The organism is Colwellia psychrerythraea 34H, assembly GCF_000012325.1.
In the GTDB taxonomy this organism is placed as follows: domain Bacteria; phylum Pseudomonadota; class Gammaproteobacteria; order Enterobacterales; family Alteromonadaceae; genus Colwellia; species Colwellia psychrerythraea_A.
This window is the reverse complement of the sequence record NC_003910.7, coordinates 4,602,811-4,621,242: the sequence shown is the minus strand read 5'-3', so window position 1 is coordinate 4,621,242 and position 18,432 is coordinate 4,602,811. Positions and strand designations below refer to the sequence as shown.

The following is an 18,432-nucleotide window of genomic DNA, read 5'->3' as shown; positions in this document are numbered from 1 at the left end:
GTTAAGTATGTTGTTCAAACCAAGCAAGGCTTTGTGTTATTGCTTTATTTCTAAGATCATCGGTCTCAAAAAATAGCTCATGGAAGGCGTTATCAATGTTACTCGGTACGCCATTTGGACATGATTGTGGTTGCAATGTATGTAATTGCTGGCAAAAATCATCTTGTGCTTGTTGGCAAACGACAGTATCACCGCTAGCTTGAAGCAATAATATAGGCGTCTTAAGCTGAACAATCTTAGAGAAAAGCTCTTTTTGAGCCGCGATACTTTGTGCTAACCAGTGAGTGGTAACACCACCAAGTTGGATGATTTTATTCTTTTTATACAAATCAACAAAGTATTGATAGCGCGGTATTGAATGAGTTAATTTATTATCAGTAAAATTGACAGGGGAGTAGTCTTTTTGTCCTAAAAAATACCATGGCGTATTGCTGATAATATTATTGAATTTCAGCTTAATGGCTACCAGTATTTTAGCTATGCTCTTTGGTAACAAACCAGAATAAAAGCCCAACATAGGTGAAGATATCACGGCGGCTTTAATTGCATTTGGAGAGTCTTGCATAAAACGGGTGGCAATAGTCCCACCCATTGAGTGCGCTAAGAGGTATGGTTTTTCTGAAGATTTGGGTGTCACGATATTTTCAATGAAATACCGTAAGTCATCCACATAGTCTTGAAATTTTGTAACATAACCTTTGTTTACGTTTAGCAGCATTCGTCCTGATAGTCCCTGACCTCGATGATCTATGATAAAAATGTTATACCCTTGCTGGTATAAATCAAATGACAGCTCTTGGTACTTTAAGTAGCTCTCACAGCGCCCTGGCACTATGACTATCGTAGGACACTCTACTTGCTCTTGAATAAATTGCGCATAGTGTATGTTTACTTTATCTATCCCTATAAATGAGTCAAATAGGCCTTTATTCCAAAATAAGGTAATCTCATTTGGTAGTTTGTATTTGATGTTTTTCTCTGAATTAAAGGAGTGGTATTTACTCAAAAATATGCCTTTGTATGCTTATATTTAGTTGTAGCTATATGGAGATATACAGCTAAGATGAGGCGAGTTGCAACATTTCTTTATTCGTTATTACTACTAGGCATGCAAGCTAAAAGAGAATATCTTTGTCATCTTACTTTCAACCTTTCGGTTGTTTATCGTAGCAGGACTAAATCGCCATTTACGAATAGCTGAGCGGATAGCTGATTTGAAATAAATAAGCTTACTTTGTTGCGCGAAACTAATATCTTTAACTTTACCATCACGATCTATAATGAAATCTACTTGTACTTCCATCTCAAGGCCACGGCGCTTTGCAAGGCTTGGATATACTGGATTAATAGAGTTAAGTAATTTTGCCTCAAATGAGGTTGGCATCTGCAATACTTCTTGCTTTGATGGTTCAATTTCGCTCGCCTTTCCAACTTTAACTGTGTTTGAGGCTTTATATAATTCACTTTGTTCGGCTAGTTTGTTAACTTCTTGGTTATAAGCCAATTTGTGATACGAGTCTTTTTTGCTATTTAACGCTTTATCATTTAAGAGGGATAATTGCATATTACCCTCTTGAGATGAATTAATGATAGCTGGCTGCGCAGTAAACTTGTCTGCTGAAATCGATGATAATATTAATTGAGGTTGTGATTTTTCAATAGCTAACGGCTGCAAATTAGTTGTTGATGATAAACTATTTTTTGCTACATTTAGGTCTGATTTTGCTGAAGTCAGTTGAGGTGTTGTTCTACTATCACGCTGAACTTTCACCCTTAGGGCTGTTAGTACCTCGTTATCACCCGCAGTTATCTGTTTTGTACTGCTAATTGTTGCACTTCGATTAATCTGAGCCGTTTCCTTTGCTTTGATGGTATCTTGATAATTGCTGATAGCCAAAGGCTCTACAATAGCAGTGGTTAACTCTGATTCGTTTTTACTTTTCACAGCAAATGCATTCTGATTATTCTCTAACTCTACAACAGAAGCATCAGGTAACGTCTCTTCGCGATGGAGTAGTTGCTGAGCAATCGAATCATTGTTCAGTGTTGTATTCCGATTACTTGTGTTGTCTTTATTAAAATTCATTGCTGCAATCGTTGTGCTCGCAATATTACTGTTAATACTGTTTTTTTCTTGCCATGGGAATTTGTTGTTTAGCTGTTGAGCAAAAGGCATGGTCAATAATTGATTCATGCTCAATAATGCTAGCGCTAAAAGTAGGCTTACTGCCGCTAACCACTTGCTGGTGTTATTTGTTGGGGCACAATGATGATCAACAAGGCGAAGCACTCGTTCTTTTAAATCACCGCCGGATGCTGCCATTGCCATGGTCGGAATCGTATGGAAGTGATTTTTAGCACATAAAGAGGCGGTATCCGTTAGGGTGTGTGCGTAAGCTATGGCATCACCGCAGTGTTGAACAGCAATATCATCGCTACAATATTCACGTTCATTACGCATTTGCTTGCCGATCCAATGCACACTTGGGTGGAAGAAAAACAGTAGTTCGATCAGTGTTTGTAAAAAATTAACTAAATAATCATGACGGCGAATATGTGCAAGTTCGTGCAAAATAAGCATTTCAAGTTGAGCCGCGTTTAGTCCGGTCACCATACTAGCGGGTAGCAATACCACAGGCTTTAACCACCCTATTGCCATAGGTACTTCAGCTTTCAATGAAATAAGTAATCTGGGTGTTTTAGCTAACTTTATTTGTTTGGCCAATTCTTCAAAGCGGGCTGATAAAGCCAAAGAGGGGGAAATGCTCGAATGCAGAGGTAAGTTATTTACATTACGAATTTCAATGAGTAGCTTGCTAGAAAGAATTGCAATGGTAGCTAGCCAAAGTAATGACAGGTAAGGTAATGAATAGGCTAAAATTGAGGGCAACAATTCTTGATAAGTAAACAAGGCATTTTGTTGGGTTAACTCATTTACTAAACTTGTAAGGGGAATGGGACTGAGATAACTATTAATGCCTGAGCTTGTGTCAGGGTAAACCATGGTAAAGGTCAGTACCGCAAGTATTGCATTTGATAACATTGCAAACGTAGCGAGTGTGTAACGCAGTTTTGATTTATTCTTATCAATTATATATAACAAGGACTTTAAGATAAGCGCCACCAGTAAACCTTGCCATAAAAAATGCACTAAGGTTAGCGATAAGCTATATAAAAAAGGGCTGTTAAATAATTGTTCAAACATAGTTAAAGTTTAATGGTCCTACTTTTCTAAAGAGTTTAGTAACTGGCGAATATCATTAATTTCTTGCTCACTAGTTGAGTCGTCGATAGCACGCATGACTAATTTTGAGGTCGAGCCTCCAAAAGCTTTACTAATTAAGTCTTTAATGAGTGATGATTGTGTTTGTGTTTGGCTATTGGCAGCGGCATAGACATGAGCACGATTACTTTCATCTCGGATGACCAGTGATTTCTCATGCATTATTTGAAGTATTTTTAATACCGTAGTGTAGCCAGTTTTTTGCGTTGTGCTCACGACATCATGAACTTGTCTTACGGTTGCAGGGCCCATTTTCCATAGCACATTAAGTAAAGTTAACTCAGCCTGTGTAGGTTTTACTGTGGAATTTTCTTGTGCCATGTACTTGTCCCTTATTTAATTGTTTTAGTTATACTTTTATTGAATATAAGTTTTAGAGGTGTTACGAATTTGATCGTATTTCCTCTAAGCTTATAATGAGTACACTAAATGAGCAACAGTTTTGTTCGTTGACTGTTTCTTGCCCGTTATGAAGCACTCTTATCTAGTGCAGCGTAGATTTCGCCAAGTCGAGTGACAGTACCAGGGCCAGCATCGGTTGCAAATTCACTAATCATATTAGGTGCGAAAGTACTAACAACTGTCGATCCTAGTTTAAAGCGACCCATTTCATCACCTTTTTCAAAAGTAATCGCATCAGCCCCGTCTTTAGGATATTGCCACCTAAAAATGTCTTTTCCTGCAGGAGGCGTAATCGTACCTGCCCAAGTAGTTTCTATACTGGCAACAATCGTTGCACCGACTAATACCATGGCGAGTTCACCCATTTCAGTATCAAAAATGGCAACTACGCGTTCATTTCTCGCGAAAAGGTCGGGTACATTTTGAGCGGTTAATGGATTAACTGAAAATAGTTCACCGGGTACATAAATCATTTCACGTAAGGTTGCTGCCATTGGCATGTGAATACGGTGATAATCTTTTGGTGCTAAGTAAATACAAGAGAATTTCCCTCCTTGAAAAGGCGCTGCTGTTTTTTCGTCACCACCGAGCAAGGAGGTGACACTATAGTTGAAACCTTTTGCTTGAATAAGTTGCCCATCAATAATATCGCCTTGTTGACTGATTGCACCATCAACGGGATAACAGATTGTATTCTCATCATTATCAATAATTCGAGCACCCTCTTCTAGTTCGCGAGTGAAAAAGTTATTGAAGGTATCAAAGTCACTGGCCTTTTTAAGCTTAGCTTCATTCATATTAATGCCATAGGCTTTAATAAACATACTGATCAGCTTAGTGGTTAACCAACCCATTTTTGCAGCGGCTAACTTACCAACTAAACGTGAAATAGCATGTTTAGGCATAATGTACTGGAAGGTGATTTTAATTTTATCGCTAAGACTATTTTTTGAAGACACTCATTTTTCCTTAATTATTAAAGCGAGAAGTTAATTTATTATCATTTAGGCTGGCTAATATACGTTGAAAACTTGCTAAGCGAGCTGGATTTATTTGTTCATTTTCTGCTGCAGCGATTAGAGCACAGCCAGGATCTGTTTGATGCTTACAATCCCTGAATTTACATAAGCCAAGAAATTCCGAGAACTCAACAAAACCATGACATACTTGTTCTGGTGTTAAATGCCATAAACCAAATTCACGAATACCTGGTGAGTCAATTAAATCCCCCCCCTCATTAAAGTGGTATAAGCGTGCCACTGTCGTGGTATGTTGCCCTAAACCTGAGTTGTCCGAGACTTCTTTTGTTAATATCCCTAAATCTGGCATGAGAGCATTAACTAACGTTGATTTCCCGACACCAGACTGACCAACGAAAATACTGGTATGCTGGGCAAGCTGCATTTTTAGTTCACTTATACCATCGCGAGACTTACTGCTAGCGTAAAGCACTTGATAGCCAATATCTTGATAAATTTTCAATTGCTTGGCTATATTCTCTTGTTCTTCAGCGCTTATACTGTCTAATAAATCAGTTTTATTCAGCACAATAACAGGAGTAATCCCCGTTTGCTCTGCAGCTACTAAGTAGCGGTCAATAATATCGCTATTAAAAACAGGCAACACAGAAGAGACAATGAGGATTTGACTGATATTTGCCGCGATAGGTTTAACGCCATCATAAACATCGGGACGACTTAATACAGAGTCACGTTCATGAACAGCCTCTATTATACCTGTGATACTATGTTGAGTTTCTCTGCCAAGACGCCAAAGTACTTTGTCTCCACAGACAAGCGAGCCAATAGAACGACGTAAATTACAGCGGTATATTTCACCAAGTTCGCTTTCGACATCGGCATGTTGGCCAAACCGACTAATAATAACGCCTTGCTGAGGAGTGCCTAAGTCGTCATCTTCCCATTGCACTTTATCTTTATTTTTAGTGGTTTTACCATGTAATCTATTATCATGATTGGCTTTAATGCGCCTTTGCTGACCTTTGGTCAGTTTTTTTACCTTAGACAAGTGACTTATTCATACGATTTTATTTGATCCAATATTTAATTTGACCCGACTTGGTTCTGGCGTATTATACTAACAATTATATACGAATGCTTGTGCATTTTTTTAAGGGAAGGTTATGGCGGGTAACGACAGTAATTTAATTTGGCTTGATTTGGAAATGACAGGCCTCGAGCCTGTAGAAGATGTAATTTTAGAGATCGCTATCATTATTACCGATAGCGAGTTAAATATCTTAGCGCAAGGGCCAATTTTTGCCATTAGCCAAACTGATGATGTGCTAGATAACATGAATCCATGGTGCATTGAACATCACGGGAAATCAGGATTAACTCAACGTTGCCGCGACAGTGAAGTGAGCTTGGCTCATGCAACTAAAGAAAGCTTAGCTTTTGTTCAAGAGTGGGTACCTCAAGGTAAGTCACCCATGTGTGGTAATAGTATCGGTCAAGATAGACGATTCATAAATAAATATATGCCTGATTTTGAAGATCATTTCCATTACCGAAACTTAGATGTTAGTACAATAAAAGAGCTGGCAAAACGTTGGAAGCCAGAAGTACTAGAGTCTGTTGTTAAAACGGGGGCTCACTTAGCCCTAGATGACATCAAAGAGTCGATCGCTGAGTTAAAAGTATATAGAGAACTTTTCTTCAAGTTATAGCTTTACTAATAATACCATATTAAAGGCATGATAATGTTTGTATCGTTATTATCATGCTCCTTCCTACTTTTGAGTAATTCCTATGAAAAATGTAGTCACTTACCTAGTGCTTATACTGATTAATATCTGCCTGATAAATTACAGTTATGCTGCCAACGCCACAAAAAACACCCCGAGTGAAGATCAACAGCTAGCAAATATTATCGAAACTCATGAAGCCTTCTATCTAAAATCAAGTCCGTTTAATCAACCAGAGGTTATTGGTAATAACGCTAAATTACCTGATCTGTCAGCCGATTTTTTGCTAGCGCAATATCAACAAGGTTTGGCTATTTATCAACAGTTAATAGCATTGGATAATGAAAAGCTTACACAAGAAAATCAGATTAATTTTTCTGTACTTACCTATAGTCTTAAAAACCAGTTAGATAGTTACATTAACAAAGAACATTATATGCCGCTCACGGCAGAGTCGGGTTTTCATGTGTGGATTGCAAATATCTCTAAGCAAGTAGACTTTAAAACCTTTACTGATTATCAAGATTATTTAGTGCGTTTATCCTTACTTCCAGCCTACTTTTCTCAACAAACTTATTGGATGAAAAAAGGGCTAAAGAGCGGTATTAGTCAACCGAAAATCGTACTGAAGGGATTTGAACAATCTATTGCGGCTTACATAAAAGAAGATGTCACTGAAAGTTCGTATTACCAACCATTTAATAAAATGTCTGCTTTTATAACTACGAGTCAGAAAAAAGATTTACAGCAACAAGCTAAGCAAGTATTAAGCACTAAAGTGATGCCTGCATATACGGCATATTATGATTTTATGGTTAATGTATACCAGCCAAATGCTCGGGATAATATTGCGGCTATTTCGCTACCTAACGGTAAGGAATACTATCAAAATAGATTAGTGCATTATACTACGTTACCTATGACTGCAACGGAAGTTCATCAGCAGGGGGTAGGAGAAGTAAAGCGTATCAGAGTTGAGATGAACGCTATCATTGAACAGGTCAACTTTGATGGCAGCTTCAGTGAATTTGTCGAATTCTTACGTACCGATCCTCAATTCTATGCCTCCACACCAACAGAGTTGTTAAAAGAAGCATCTTTTATTGCTAAAAAAATGGATGCTAAATTACCGAGGTTATTTAAAACATTACCAAGAACACCTTATGGTGTGATGGCAGTACCTGCCAATATAGCGCCTAAATATACAACGGGACGATATGCTGGATCATCACGTGATGATCAGCCAGGAAATTATTGGGTCAATACTTATAGGTTAGATCGTCGACCACTTTATGTTTTAACAGCACTAACCTTACATGAGGCCGTGCCAGGACATCATTTGCAAATATCATTAGCGAAAGAAATGAAGGATGTAGCGAAGTTTAGGAATAGAAGCTACATTTCTGCTTTTGGTGAAGGTTGGGGGTTATATTCTGAATATTTAGGAATAGAAGCAGGTATGTATGAAGACCCATATCATAATTTTGGTCGCTTAACCTATGAGATGTGGCGTGCCTGCCGTTTAGTTGTTGATACTGGAATGCATACGCAAGGATGGAGCCGAGAACAGGCAATGGACTTTTTAGCCAGTAATACCGCATTGTCACTACATAATGTAAAAACGGAAATAGATCGATATATCTCATGGCCAGGGCAAGCTTTATCTTACAAAATAGGTGAGTTAACGATTAAGCGCTTACGAAAAGAGGCGGAACAAACATTAGGTGAAGATTTTGATTTACGAGAGTTTCATGATCAAATACTAAAGCATGGTTCAATGCCATTATCTATGTTAGATAAAATCATAACGCAGTATATAAACGACAAAGATAATAGTGTGACAAAATCATAAAATAAACTTTCTGAACTTCAATCCTAGTTTAGTGCGGCCTGGCGCAAAGAACTTTGTGTTAGGCTCTTATACTTATCGGATTAATTCGGGCTAACTGAGTAATAAATTAGTCCGATTGGTCTTACTTTCAAATGCAGACATACAAGCACTATTTTTATTAGCAATTTTTAAATAGTGCTAAATAAATTATAGGTAAAGAGCAGCAAGTGATGGGTTGAGAAATACAGGGAAAGAGGCCACGCAAAGAAACCGGAAGAAACAGATAGTGAACTATCGAATTAAGATAAGCCCCCACTATATCTAAAATTTGCAGTCCCGCTATCATAGGTTTCCCATTAGACCGGTAACTTTGCGTCTCTAACTTTCATTAGATTTGCCCTTATCAAGCTTGGTAGCTCAACCCCATTATTATAAGATGAATTCCTTAAATGTAAACAGAAAAGGCTATTTTTGTTTACCTTTATGAGGTAAAAAGAGTGATGAGTAATATTGGATAACCTCCAATGTTTTATTTTTCAATTACTAACGGTATAGATATGACGATAAAACGATTGTTTCTGTTTATAGTATTTACTTTTAAAGTGCAGTTACTTTCTTTTATTTTAGTCAGTACTGCTCACGCACAAGCCGCGTCTGAACAAGCCGTATTAAGTAATCAAGTTCAGCAATTATTGAAAGTAGATAATGAAATGATTGATGCTGATATAGTGAAGTCACTGTCGGAAAAAATCATTAATAATCGACACGATTACTCAAATGATATCCTCGCAAAAGTCTATTTACTTTCTGCAAAGGTTGCTAGTAATCAAGGAAATATGAACAACGTTTTTGAGTTTACTAAAAGAGGCTTAGCAGCAAATAGTTTAGATAAAAAAATTAAATTGGCGCTGTTATTCAAATTAGCGGATGTATATGTAGCCAGAAAAGAATACAAGCAGTTGTTAGAAGTGACTGAAGAAGCAGTAAGGAATAGTGAATTTAGTCGTAGTGTTAAGTGTCGACTATTGTCGCTAAGTTATCGTAGCGTCGCGTTTGCAATGCTAGGAAAACATCAGCAGGCTTTGGCCGACCTACAACAAGTCGAGCTTGGTATCAGTAGTAGTGAACTAACAGAGCATATTCAATTACTGACTATTTTAGCCTTGGCTTATCACCATTTAGGAGACTATCAAACATCACTAACCATGCAGTTAAAAATATTAAAATTAAGATTTGAAATGAATCAAAAAAGAAATATTGCTCAAACCTATTTATATCTAGGGTATGCCTATTTTTATCTACAACGCTTTGATGATGCATATAATGTTTTTTGGGAATCTAAGAAATCTGCTGAGGGTAATAATGCACCTATTAATGTTGCTCATGCTGATAAGTGGTTAGGTATCGTTTTAATGAGACAAAAACAATTTCATGCAGCACTTGAACCTTTACAGCAAGCAATAGAAGTTTTTCATCAACATAATATGCTTTCTGAACGTATAGAAACGTCGGTTGCTCTGGTTAGTGCTAAATTAGGTGTTGAACAAATAACTGAAGGTTATGCCTTACTAAATGAAGTGGTACGCCTTCTTAACGGTAAGAATATTGCGTCAGAATATACAGGCTTTTATCGAATGGTTGCAGAAATGCACTTTTCTCAAGAAAACTACCGACTTGCTTATGACTGGCGTAAAAAATATAGTCAAATATTACTCGACAACCTTAATGATAAAAGAAAATCGTTTAGTATAATGCAGGGTTTATCTCATTTAGCGGTTGGGAAAACACCCAAAATTGAGCCTGTTGAAGAGTCAAAAAGACTTGCTGTTAAATTAGCTGAAAGCAGTGAGCTATCAAGTAGCTTTATAGGGAAGTATGAAAAACAACGTATCATTATTATAAGTTTATCGGTATTAGTTGCTTTATTAATACTCACCTTGGTAGGTTTGTTCTTGAGGTCAAGAGCGCAAAAAATAAATAGGGCATATCAAGAGCTTGAAAAGCCAAGTCATAGTATGGCGAGTCCGATGCAAACAAAATTCACTTACCAATTGGCCTTTAAAAAGGCAAGGAAGTTTCGATACCCTTTCCATGTAGGTTACCTGGTTGTTGAGAATTGGCAGGAGCTTGTTTTTCATTTTAATAGTAAAACGATTAGTGAAGTGACTAAAGGTTTGGCCAGTGTAATTAATGAACATATAGCAGAGTTTGACTATGTGGGATTGTTAAATGAAGGTGAGTATTTACTGCTTTTTGAGCACCAAAGTAGCCAAGAAGTTAATGAAAAGTTAGACAAGCTAGTGCAAGCTGTAAATACAAGAGCTTTTGCAAATTTAGGTGATTTTTCAGTGACAATGAAATATTCGTTAAATATGGCAGGTTTTAAAGATATTGATCCGTATCTATTTTTGGCACGCATTGATGAGTCTGTTAATATTGCGCAAGTTAATCCGTCTAAGGCACCTTAATGTTTTTTGTTTCAGTTATAACGATTGTTTTTGTATTTATTAGTATTTACTTCTTTTTTCGTGCAGAAAAATTGCAGAGAAAGCTAATAACTCAACAGCGAGAAAGTTCATCTACCCGCAAGGAAAATAAGGTGTTAGTAGAGTCGATGACCCTTGTTGCTACACGTGAGCAGGAATTTGCTAAGGAAAGATTAAAGCGTTTAATCGCTTATGCTAAGGCGAATGAGCATGAGCAACTTTTAATACATACAGAATTGATCACTCCATTAATTAATAACTACAGTATTATTTTCCAAGAATGTTTAAAAGGGAAAGGTCGCCTTAAAGCTATTAGTCAGAAGTGTTTTGAAAATCAAGACAGCTCAGCTTATAAAAAATTTGTTGCTATGTTAGTCACGAGTAATAAACAATTAAAACGCTATTGGTCTAGTGATAGTTTAAATGGTTTTCTTTTTTTAGTTGAAGCCTTACTAACCGTTGATGGTGATTGCGCCCACGCATTAGTAATAGATCAAAAAAGTAGCTGTCTATCTTAAAAGGGCATCCTTAAAATTTAGTATTTCTGTACAAAAGGTAATAATTTTATTAGGCTAACTAATTGCTTTGATAAAATCTCCTAGGATAGGTGATTAAATATGAATCGTTTTAACGTTAAGTACTTTGTATTACTTATCATAGTAATTATAATTATTGCTTTATCGGCTCTTTTTGCGCAACTTTATAGTGATAAGCTCCCGCTTAATTTGACCGCTATTGTTAGCTATGTTTTTATGGTTCTTACGGCCAGTGTTCTGGCTCTATTCTGTATTCAAAAACTACTTATCTCTACATCGTTAACTGACGATAGTAAAGCCATTAGCGTTGAAGAGCTATTTTCTTATACGCATGATCCGACAACAAACTTACCAACTGCGCAGCAAGCGCTAAGAGCTTTTGACGTTGCTATCAAGGCTGACACTGGGCAACGTTACGCTGCCGTGGTATTCAAGCCTATCAATTTTCAACAAGTAAATAGTTTGCTGGGCTATCATAATTCTGACTTGTTATTATTGCAGTTTGCGTACTGTTTACAGCAAAGAATAGAGGATAATACAAGTTTACTAAGCTTTGGTGTTAATCCTCAACCAGTAAGAATAGCTCGCTTACAAAGCCTACAATTCTTGGTAGTTTACAATTTAACTGATAGCCGTTTTGATGATAAAAGTATGCTTAATGAATTGTGTCATCAATTAGCTGACTCTGTGCCTGATGCTATGAGTTTTAAGAGTTTTTCTGTAAATTTTGAACTTGCTTTTGGTGTTGCTATTTCAGGGGAAAATGGTGATGACTTTGATGAAATTATTGATCACGCAGGTGATGCTTTACTTAAGGGTTTAAAGACGCAGCAGCAAATTAATTATTTTGATAATAACAGTATTTCATATAACCAAGTTCAGCTTGCTCGAATGGAAGCGTTACGTCGAGATATTAAAGAAGAGAAGTTATTTTGTTATTTAAAGCCCCAAGTAAATATTAATAACCATTATATTGTAGGTTTTCAGTTAAAGGTTCATTGGTATGAACATGACTCGGTTAAACCATTGGAGTTATCTGAATTTTCTGAGCTTGCTGAGCATAGTGGTGAATTGTATTTTTTGACCAAATATATGCTTAACAAAGCTTTCTCTACTTTAGATAGCTTGCATAGAATAGGCGTACATCAACGTATTTCTGTAACTTTGTCGAGTGAAAGCTTATTTGAAGTAGATTTGGTTGATTATATTGAGCAACAATTAAAACAGTTTAATATTGCCGGTAAATACTTAATGATTGAGCTAAGTGAGCAAGTATTGCTTAGTGCAAGTCATCGAGTAAAAGCCATTATTGATCAGCTAAAATCATTAGATATAAACATTTCCATCGCTAATTTTTCAGGTAGTTATGAGGCGTTACGTTATGTCAGAAAAATGGCAATCCATCAACTTAAAATAAATTGTCAGCAATTAACGAATGATAGTAGTAATCGGGTAGATAAGGCGATAACTAATGCACTTGTTACACTGACTCGCAGTATGAAGATTCCACTTGTAGGTACTGATATTGACAGACATGAAGCTTCGGAAGCATTTATTGCCATGGGCGGAGAGTTAATTCAAGGTAATATTATTCACCCAGGAGTAGTACCTGAGGAGATAGAAATTTGGTTAGAGAAGTGGTATTTGCAACACCCAGCATCAATACCGCCAGAAGTCAGACCATCTATCTATTAGATCTTAGGTACTAGGAGTTATGTCTCTGGTTGTAGGCTAAGTTATTACTAAGCCATACTTGATGCAATCTCGAGTGCTTCAGGCGACAGTATAATACCGGTATTATCAGCGTAGATATAATCATCAGGTAATAAGGTCACTCCGGCAAAATTAATCGCCATATCAGTTTCTCCAATATTTTGCTCACTTGCCCCAACTGGAATTGCTCCGAGCGCCTGTATACCAATATCTACTCCATCTAAAGCATCTACATCACGTACACTGCCATAACAAACAATTCCTTCCCAACCATTGTTAGCAGCACATTGCGCGATACCTAAATCAATCAGAGCGCGTCTCGTGGATCCTCCACCATCAATGACCAATACTTTCCCTGTGCCATATGTAGCAACGAGTTCATTGATCAAACCTAGATGCTCAAAACACTTTAACGTAACAACTTTGCCAGCAAATGAACTGCGACCACCGTAATTACAAAAAATGGGATCAACAACATCAATCAAATCGGCATAAAAGTCACATAATTCAGAAGTGTTATATTGCATGTTAGTTCTCTTTCGTCTGAAGATTAGGGGCTATGCCAGTATATATTGTTATGTTAAAAATAAAACCTATTATATATTTATCGGGTATGACTTGAATTTAAAGGTAAAAGCCTCTTTAATAGCACACATGTTTAGTGGTTTAACCTAAAGTACTTTAGCAGCTTACACGTTCCAGACAGGTATATTAATAGCCATGATTAAAATTTCTTTATGATCGAATTTATAACACCTCGAACTTTTTTATTTTCGACACAAACAGTGGTTTTTTCAGTACTATTATTTGTCTTTTATATTTTTTATCGCACCTTTTCGCGTAAATATGTTAAATATTGGCTAATGAGTATAGGTGCACTAAATTTTAGTTATCTGATTAAGTCTTTTGTGCCGTATTCTAGTCGTAATTTTTCAAGTGACTCTTGGCAAATATTAGCTGAATTATTACTACAAATTTTCCAATATTCGTTCTTGATTTTCCTGATTTTTGGCGTTTACATTGCAAAAAACAACAAGGAATTGTCTAAAGAAATATTAAGCGGTGGCATTGGTGCAATTATAATTCTCAGTGTCATCTCGACAATGTTTTTTGCCTTTGACCCAAGCCAAGCATTTAACCACTTTTATTTAACCATAAGCCTTCCTAGTTTTATTTTTGGCTGCACTTTTCTTTCATTAGCCTGTTATCTTTTATTTGACAAAAAAAGCTACTTTTCAAGTCAAGTTTTAATGTATTTCTCTGCCATTTTTGGCTTGCGGTACTTAATGCATTCTTTTATTTCCATTGTTGCTTTAACGGAGCCTTGGTTCCGTCAATTAGAACTATTCCTATTATATTTCGATGTTGCTGCACATAGTATTCTTGGCTTTACCTTGCTTATTTGGATGCAAGGAGCTGAAAGGTTTGCCACGTTGAGTGCGATAAGTAGAGCGCAGTACCTAGGTAAACATGACTCTTTGACCGGGGCACTGAACCGTGAACAAGTGATGGCTAAATTGTCAGATAAAATGCAAGAGCTGACACACGCCAATAAAATAAACAAGAATCAGATGAAGTTGGCAGTTTTTTTAATTGATATAAAACAGTTTAAATTTATAAATGATACTTATGGTTTAAAAGTTGGGGATTTTATACTGGGAGAAATTGCCAGCCGTCTGAATCATAGTGTATTTATACCACAAGCTGTTGGTCGCTTAAGTGGTGACTCTTTTATGTTTGTCATTGAATTTGAACAAATATCACATGTTGATCGAGCGGTAAATCATATTCATGAACTCATTGAACGTTGTTTTCGCTATGAGCAACAAGAAATAACAATTCAAGGTAGCGTAGGTTATTGTTTCTATCCCGATGATGCGGATAAGTCTGAAGATTTACTACAAAAATCCAACCTTGCCCTACATCACGCCGAAACCAATAATATTCCTTCTGTTGCTTTTGAAGAGGGGATGCAGGCACAGGGCCGGCATTTAGTCTTGATGGAGAAACAGCTACGATCTGCCATAGCTAATGATGAGTTTGTTTTATATTACCAGCCACAATTAAACTTATTTACCAATAAACTCGAAGGGGTAGAAGCCTTAGTACGTTGGCAGCATCCTGAAAAGGGCTTACTCTCCCCTGGTGACTTTTTAACAGAACTCGAAACGTTAGGCATGCATAATGAGTTTGATAATTATATTTTAGTCAAAGCTTGTCAAGCAAGTGAGCGTTGGTTCAAGTTATATCAACGACGTGTCGCTATTGCTGTGAATATAACGGCAGTCGAATTTCAGAATGAACAACTGGTTACTAATATTCAAATGTTATTGCATAAATACGGTATACCCTCTAAATATATTGAATTAGAGATTACTGAAAATGTAGTGATGACTGATATTACCAGAGCAATGGATAGCATAGTGAAACTACAAAGCATGGGGATTAAAGTCTCCATTGATGATTTTGGTACAGGTTATTCATCTTTAGCGTATTTGCGAGACCTGCCAATAGATAAAATAAAGATCGACCGTAGTTTTATTAATGAAGTTGCTATCAATGATTCTGACCTCACTATTGTTAAGTCTATGGTTGACCTTTCACATGGCTTGGGTAAAAGGGTTTTAGCTGAAGGTGTTGAAACTATCGAACAACTCAATCTGCTTCGTCATTTAGGTTGTGATGCAGTGCAAGGTTATTTTATTAGCAAACCACTACCTGAGAGTAAGTTAGTACGATACCTTAAGAAAAAATAATTTAAGTTAAACCATTTTGAGGGGGAATACACGTAAGCCACTCTTATTCATAATAAATGTAGTTCATTGTCTTTTGTTATGATTGACGATGAATGGATAACTGCCTGTAGTTTATAATTTAAAACTAAAAAAAAACCGATACTTACCGATACAGTTCTATAATACACGCAGAAAAGGCAAAAATAGTACATCTTAGGCTTATTCAACTCTGTACTAGGTTGCCACCATCGAACTAAATCACATTGAAAAGACAAAAATAAATTGACTAGTAATACCAATCGAATTTCCGTTAATTCACGCTTTATACAATATATGTTAAATTTTTAAGGTTAGACCCTATGCTTATTAAGAACAAATTAATCGCTAATACTGCAATTTTAGTACTGGCTATGATCCTAATGTTAATGTTGCTGAACTATGAAAGTTCGGCATTACAACATGATATAAATATTGCAAAAAGTATAGGTAATATTAAAGCGTCAGTACTTGAACTAAGACACGAAGAAAAAGACTTCTCTGCTCATAAAAAGTTAACAAATTCAGACCAATTTAATAAACAAATGAAAAACGTTCAGCATCAAATTAATGCGTTGTCAGATGACTTTGCAGAGGTTGGTCTTTCTATGCCGGAATTGACAAGTATGGGGAATATTCTTGTTCAATATCAAGATCAATTTACGCATCTTGTCGGGTTACAAAAGAAAATTGGCCTAGATGCTAAATCAGGTTTATATGGAGAACTTCGGGGTGCGGTTCATAGCGTTGAGACGCTTATTGGCAAAGACAATTATCGTCTACGTAGTGAAATGTTGCAGCTTAGACGAAACGAAAAAGATTTTATGTTACGTCTTGATGAAAAATATGTTGATAAACTTAATAAAAATGTTAACAAGTTACTGACCTCAGTCCAAGCAAGTAACTTCACCTTCGCTAAAAAGCAGGAAGTGAATAAGCTAATCAAAGCCTATCAAAATTCTTTCTCAAATCTAGTCATATCCCAAAAAGAGCTCGGTTATAATGAGAAGATGGGCAGCAGAAATAAAATGCGTCATGTAGTTAATCAAGTTGATAATGAATTGAAAAAGCTACTGTCTCATAGTGAATCTGCGGTGAAAGAAGATGTGAATTTTATTAATACATTGGCCTATAGCCTTTTTTCGGTTGTGCTCGTAGTTGCTTTAGTAAGTGCTTGGTTAATCGGAAAAAGTATTTTGAATCGAATTAGCAATCTACAAAGTAGTATGAATAGTATCGCTCAGAGTAATGATTTAACTATTGCAGTCGATGTTAGTGGTGGAGATGAACTATCGGATATGGCGACAGTGTTTAACCATATGTTAACTAACTTTAGATCACTTATTGTAGAAGTAAATCATTCAGTTAATACTCTCAATACCGCTACAGGCAGCTTGGCTGAAAATATTTACAATGCTAATGAGGGTGTAGAAACTCAGATGCAGCAAACGGATCTTGTAGCAACTGCAGTAACAGAAATGGTGGCAACAGTAGATGAAATTGCGACTAATACGCGAGAAGCAGCCCATAAAGCTGAAGTAACGAATAGTAATGCAGGTAAAGGTAAAGCAGGGGTGGAACAGACCATCAACCAAATAGGCCAATTATCAGAAAAGCTATTGGATTCAGAAAACGTCGTTAAAGAATTGGAAAAAGAAAGTGTCACTATTGCTTCAGTATTAGGTGTTATTCGTGGCATTGCCGAACAAACAAATTTATTGGCGTTAAATGCAGCAATTGAAGCAGCAAGAGCTGGAGAGCAAGGTCGCGGTTTTGCTGTAGTTGCTGATGAAGTGAGAACACTTGCCAGTAGAACTCAAGACTCAACGCAAGAGATAGAAACAATTATTGGCTTATTGCAAAAACGTACTCAAGAGATAGTCACTCTAATGGCGGAATGTCGTAATCAGGGGAAAGAGAGTGCTGAGCAAGCAAGTTCTGCCGGAGCAATGCTTGATGAGATAACACAAGATGTTGCTTTGATTATGGATATGAATAGTGCCATTGCTACGGCGATTCAAGAGCAAAGTACTGTTGCATCGGAAGTTAACCAACATGTAGTGATGATCAGAGATGTGACAGAGCAATCGGGTGATTCTGCGAAACAAAATGAGCAAATGAGTGAAGAGTTGTCTCAACAGGCCCAAGTGCTAACTACAGAGGTTAGTCGCTTTACTGTATAAGATAATGGTATAGCATTATCATTTTTAATGATGTAAATAAAAATGCCCTGACTCTTTGAGCGTCAGGGCATTTTTTATTAGGTATGAAACGTAAACGTAAAACTGATATCTAGTCGGTGAAGCTGAGAGGTTTATAACTGTTTAAAGTCAATCATAGCTTCGCGGGAGTGACCGCTATCTTTAAGAGCACTTAAATAAGTTTGCCACCTAGTTTCATATTCAAGTGTTAATGTTTGCAGATACTCTTCACTAAATATTGCACTATGCTCATCATCAAATATCAAGCGATAACCGTGCTTAGCGACGCTCTCGATACTTATTAAAAGTACATTCTTTTTATGGCTAGTTACTTGAATTTGACCTGCTTTGTTTTTTTTAGCTGAGTTTGCATCAGAGCTAATACGCAAATATTCAAAGCTTAGTTGAGTACTAGTGATATTCTCATTTGCAGAGAACTCAACCGTTAGATTGTGTAGGGCACTATCTATAATAAAACGAGTAATTTTCATTGTAGTAAACC

14 protein-coding genes and 1 riboswitch are annotated in these 18,432 nt (G+C 36.6%); of the genes, 7 read left to right on the top strand and 7 right to left on the bottom strand.

Annotation, left to right across the window (positions count from 1 at the left end; genetic code table 11):
* Position 1: 1 nt before the first annotated feature.
* The 5 genes from CPS_RS19630 to rsgA all read right to left on the bottom strand — a co-directional run bounded on the left by CPS_RS19630 (position 2) and on the right by rsgA (position 5,713).
* The gene (locus tag CPS_RS19630; protein ID WP_011045114.1) at positions 2-1,006 is read right to left on the bottom strand and encodes an alpha/beta fold hydrolase; all 1,005 of its coding nucleotides are present in this window, start codon (positions 1,004-1,006) and stop codon (positions 2-4) included.
* Positions 1,007-1,102: 96 nt separating this feature from the next.
* The gene (locus CPS_RS19625; RefSeq protein ID WP_011045113.1) at positions 1,103-3,205 is read right to left on the bottom strand and encodes a M56 family metallopeptidase; all 2,103 of its coding nucleotides are present in this window, start codon (positions 3,203-3,205) and stop codon (positions 1,103-1,105) included.
* An 18-nt stretch (positions 3,206-3,223) separates the two neighbouring features.
* On the bottom strand, positions 3,224-3,604 hold the full coding sequence (locus tag CPS_RS19620; protein ID WP_011045112.1) for a BlaI/MecI/CopY family transcriptional regulator: 381 nt from the start codon (positions 3,602-3,604) through the stop codon (positions 3,224-3,226).
* Between the two features lie 146 nt (positions 3,605-3,750).
* Positions 3,751-4,590 (bottom strand): archaetidylserine decarboxylase, encoded by an 840-nt coding sequence (gene asd / locus CPS_RS19615; protein WP_041738165.1) that lies wholly within the window; start codon positions 4,588-4,590, stop codon positions 3,751-3,753.
* A gap of 64 nt (positions 4,591-4,654) precedes the next feature.
* A complete protein-coding gene (gene rsgA / locus CPS_RS19610) occupies positions 4,655-5,713 on the bottom strand; it encodes a small ribosomal subunit biogenesis GTPase RsgA (RefSeq protein WP_011045110.1) in 1,059 nt (352 codons plus the stop codon).
* Positions 5,714-5,828: 115 nt separating this feature from the next.
* Here rsgA and orn point away from each other — a divergent pair, with 115 nt between their 5' ends.
* The 5 genes from orn to CPS_RS19585 all read left to right on the top strand — a co-directional run bounded on the left by orn (position 5,829) and on the right by CPS_RS19585 (position 12,940).
* Positions 5,829-6,374 (top strand): oligoribonuclease, encoded by a 546-nt coding sequence (gene orn, locus CPS_RS19605; RefSeq protein ID WP_011045109.1) that lies wholly within the window; start codon positions 5,829-5,831, stop codon positions 6,372-6,374.
* A gap of 82 nt (positions 6,375-6,456) precedes the next feature.
* Positions 6,457-8,244 carry a DUF885 domain-containing protein gene (locus CPS_RS19600; protein WP_011045108.1) on the top strand — a complete coding sequence of 596 codons (1,788 nt, stop codon included), beginning with the start codon at positions 6,457-6,459 and terminating at the stop codon, positions 8,242-8,244.
* Between the two features lie 305 nt (positions 8,245-8,549).
* A riboswitch (cyclic di-GMP riboswitch) is annotated at positions 8,550-8,632 on the bottom strand.
* Between the two features lie 115 nt (positions 8,633-8,747).
* Positions 8,748-10,691, top strand: coding sequence for a tetratricopeptide repeat protein (locus CPS_RS19595; RefSeq protein WP_011045107.1), 1,944 nt, complete (start codon positions 8,748-8,750; stop codon positions 10,689-10,691).
* Positions 10,691-11,227: a hypothetical protein gene (locus CPS_RS19590; protein ID WP_011045106.1), complete on the top strand. Its 537-nt coding sequence runs from the start codon at positions 10,691-10,693 to the stop codon at positions 11,225-11,227. The genes CPS_RS19595 and CPS_RS19590 overlap by 1 nt, the downstream gene beginning before the upstream one ends.
* A gap of 99 nt (positions 11,228-11,326) precedes the next feature.
* Positions 11,327-12,940 (top strand): GGDEF domain-containing phosphodiesterase, encoded by a 1,614-nt coding sequence (locus CPS_RS19585; RefSeq protein ID WP_011045105.1) that lies wholly within the window; start codon positions 11,327-11,329, stop codon positions 12,938-12,940.
* A 47-nt stretch (positions 12,941-12,987) separates the two neighbouring features.
* Here CPS_RS19585 and rraA read toward each other — a convergent pair whose 3' ends face one another.
* Positions 12,988-13,485 (bottom strand): ribonuclease E activity regulator RraA, encoded by a 498-nt coding sequence (rraA, locus tag CPS_RS19580; protein ID WP_011045104.1) that lies wholly within the window; start codon positions 13,483-13,485, stop codon positions 12,988-12,990.
* 336 nt (positions 13,486-13,821) lie between these two features.
* On the opposite strand from rraA, the gene CPS_RS19575 reads away from it, so the two are divergent.
* Entirely contained in the window at positions 13,822-15,714 is a 1,893-nt protein-coding gene (locus CPS_RS19575) for a putative bifunctional diguanylate cyclase/phosphodiesterase (RefSeq protein ID WP_187148279.1), read from the top strand.
* A gap of 338 nt (positions 15,715-16,052) precedes the next feature.
* Positions 16,053-17,912: a methyl-accepting chemotaxis protein gene (locus CPS_RS19570; protein ID WP_011045102.1), complete on the top strand. Its 1,860-nt coding sequence runs from the start codon at positions 16,053-16,055 to the stop codon at positions 17,910-17,912.
* A gap of 131 nt (positions 17,913-18,043) precedes the next feature.
* On the opposite strand, the gene CPS_RS19565 is transcribed toward CPS_RS19570, so the two are convergent.
* Positions 18,044-18,421, bottom strand: coding sequence for a gamma-butyrobetaine hydroxylase-like domain-containing protein (locus CPS_RS19565; protein WP_011045101.1), 378 nt, complete (start codon positions 18,419-18,421; stop codon positions 18,044-18,046).
* Positions 18,422-18,432 lie beyond the last annotated feature (11 nt).

Bases quoted from the DNA above. Each gene is read 5' to 3' on its own strand.
- CPS_RS19625 (WP_011045113.1), bottom strand. From the start codon at position 3,205: ATGTTTGAACAATTATTTAACAGCCCTTTTTTATATAGCTTATCGCTA.
- CPS_RS19620 (WP_011045112.1), bottom strand. From the start codon at position 3,604: ATGGCACAAGAAAATTCCACAGTAAAACCTACACAGGCTGAGTTAACT.
- asd (WP_041738165.1), bottom strand. From the start codon at position 4,590: ATGCCTAAACATGCTATTTCACGTTTAGTTGGTAAGTTAGCCGCTGCA.
- orn (WP_011045109.1), top strand. From the start codon at position 5,829: ATGGCGGGTAACGACAGTAATTTAATTTGGCTTGATTTGGAAATGACA.
- CPS_RS19600 (WP_011045108.1), top strand. From the start codon at position 6,457: ATGAAAAATGTAGTCACTTACCTAGTGCTTATACTGATTAATATCTGC.
- CPS_RS19595 (WP_011045107.1), top strand. From the start codon at position 8,748: ATGTTTTATTTTTCAATTACTAACGGTATAGATATGACGATAAAACGA.
- CPS_RS19590 (WP_011045106.1), top strand. From the start codon at position 10,691: ATGTTTTTTGTTTCAGTTATAACGATTGTTTTTGTATTTATTAGTATT.
- CPS_RS19585 (WP_011045105.1), top strand. From the start codon at position 11,327: ATGAATCGTTTTAACGTTAAGTACTTTGTATTACTTATCATAGTAATT.
- rraA (WP_011045104.1), bottom strand. From the start codon at position 13,485: ATGCAATATAACACTTCTGAATTATGTGACTTTTATGCCGATTTGATT.
- CPS_RS19575 (WP_187148279.1), top strand. From the start codon at position 13,822: ATGAGTATAGGTGCACTAAATTTTAGTTATCTGATTAAGTCTTTTGTG.
- CPS_RS19570 (WP_011045102.1), top strand. From the start codon at position 16,053: ATGCTTATTAAGAACAAATTAATCGCTAATACTGCAATTTTAGTACTG.
- CPS_RS19565 (WP_011045101.1), bottom strand. From the start codon at position 18,421: ATGAAAATTACTCGTTTTATTATAGATAGTGCCCTACACAATCTAACG.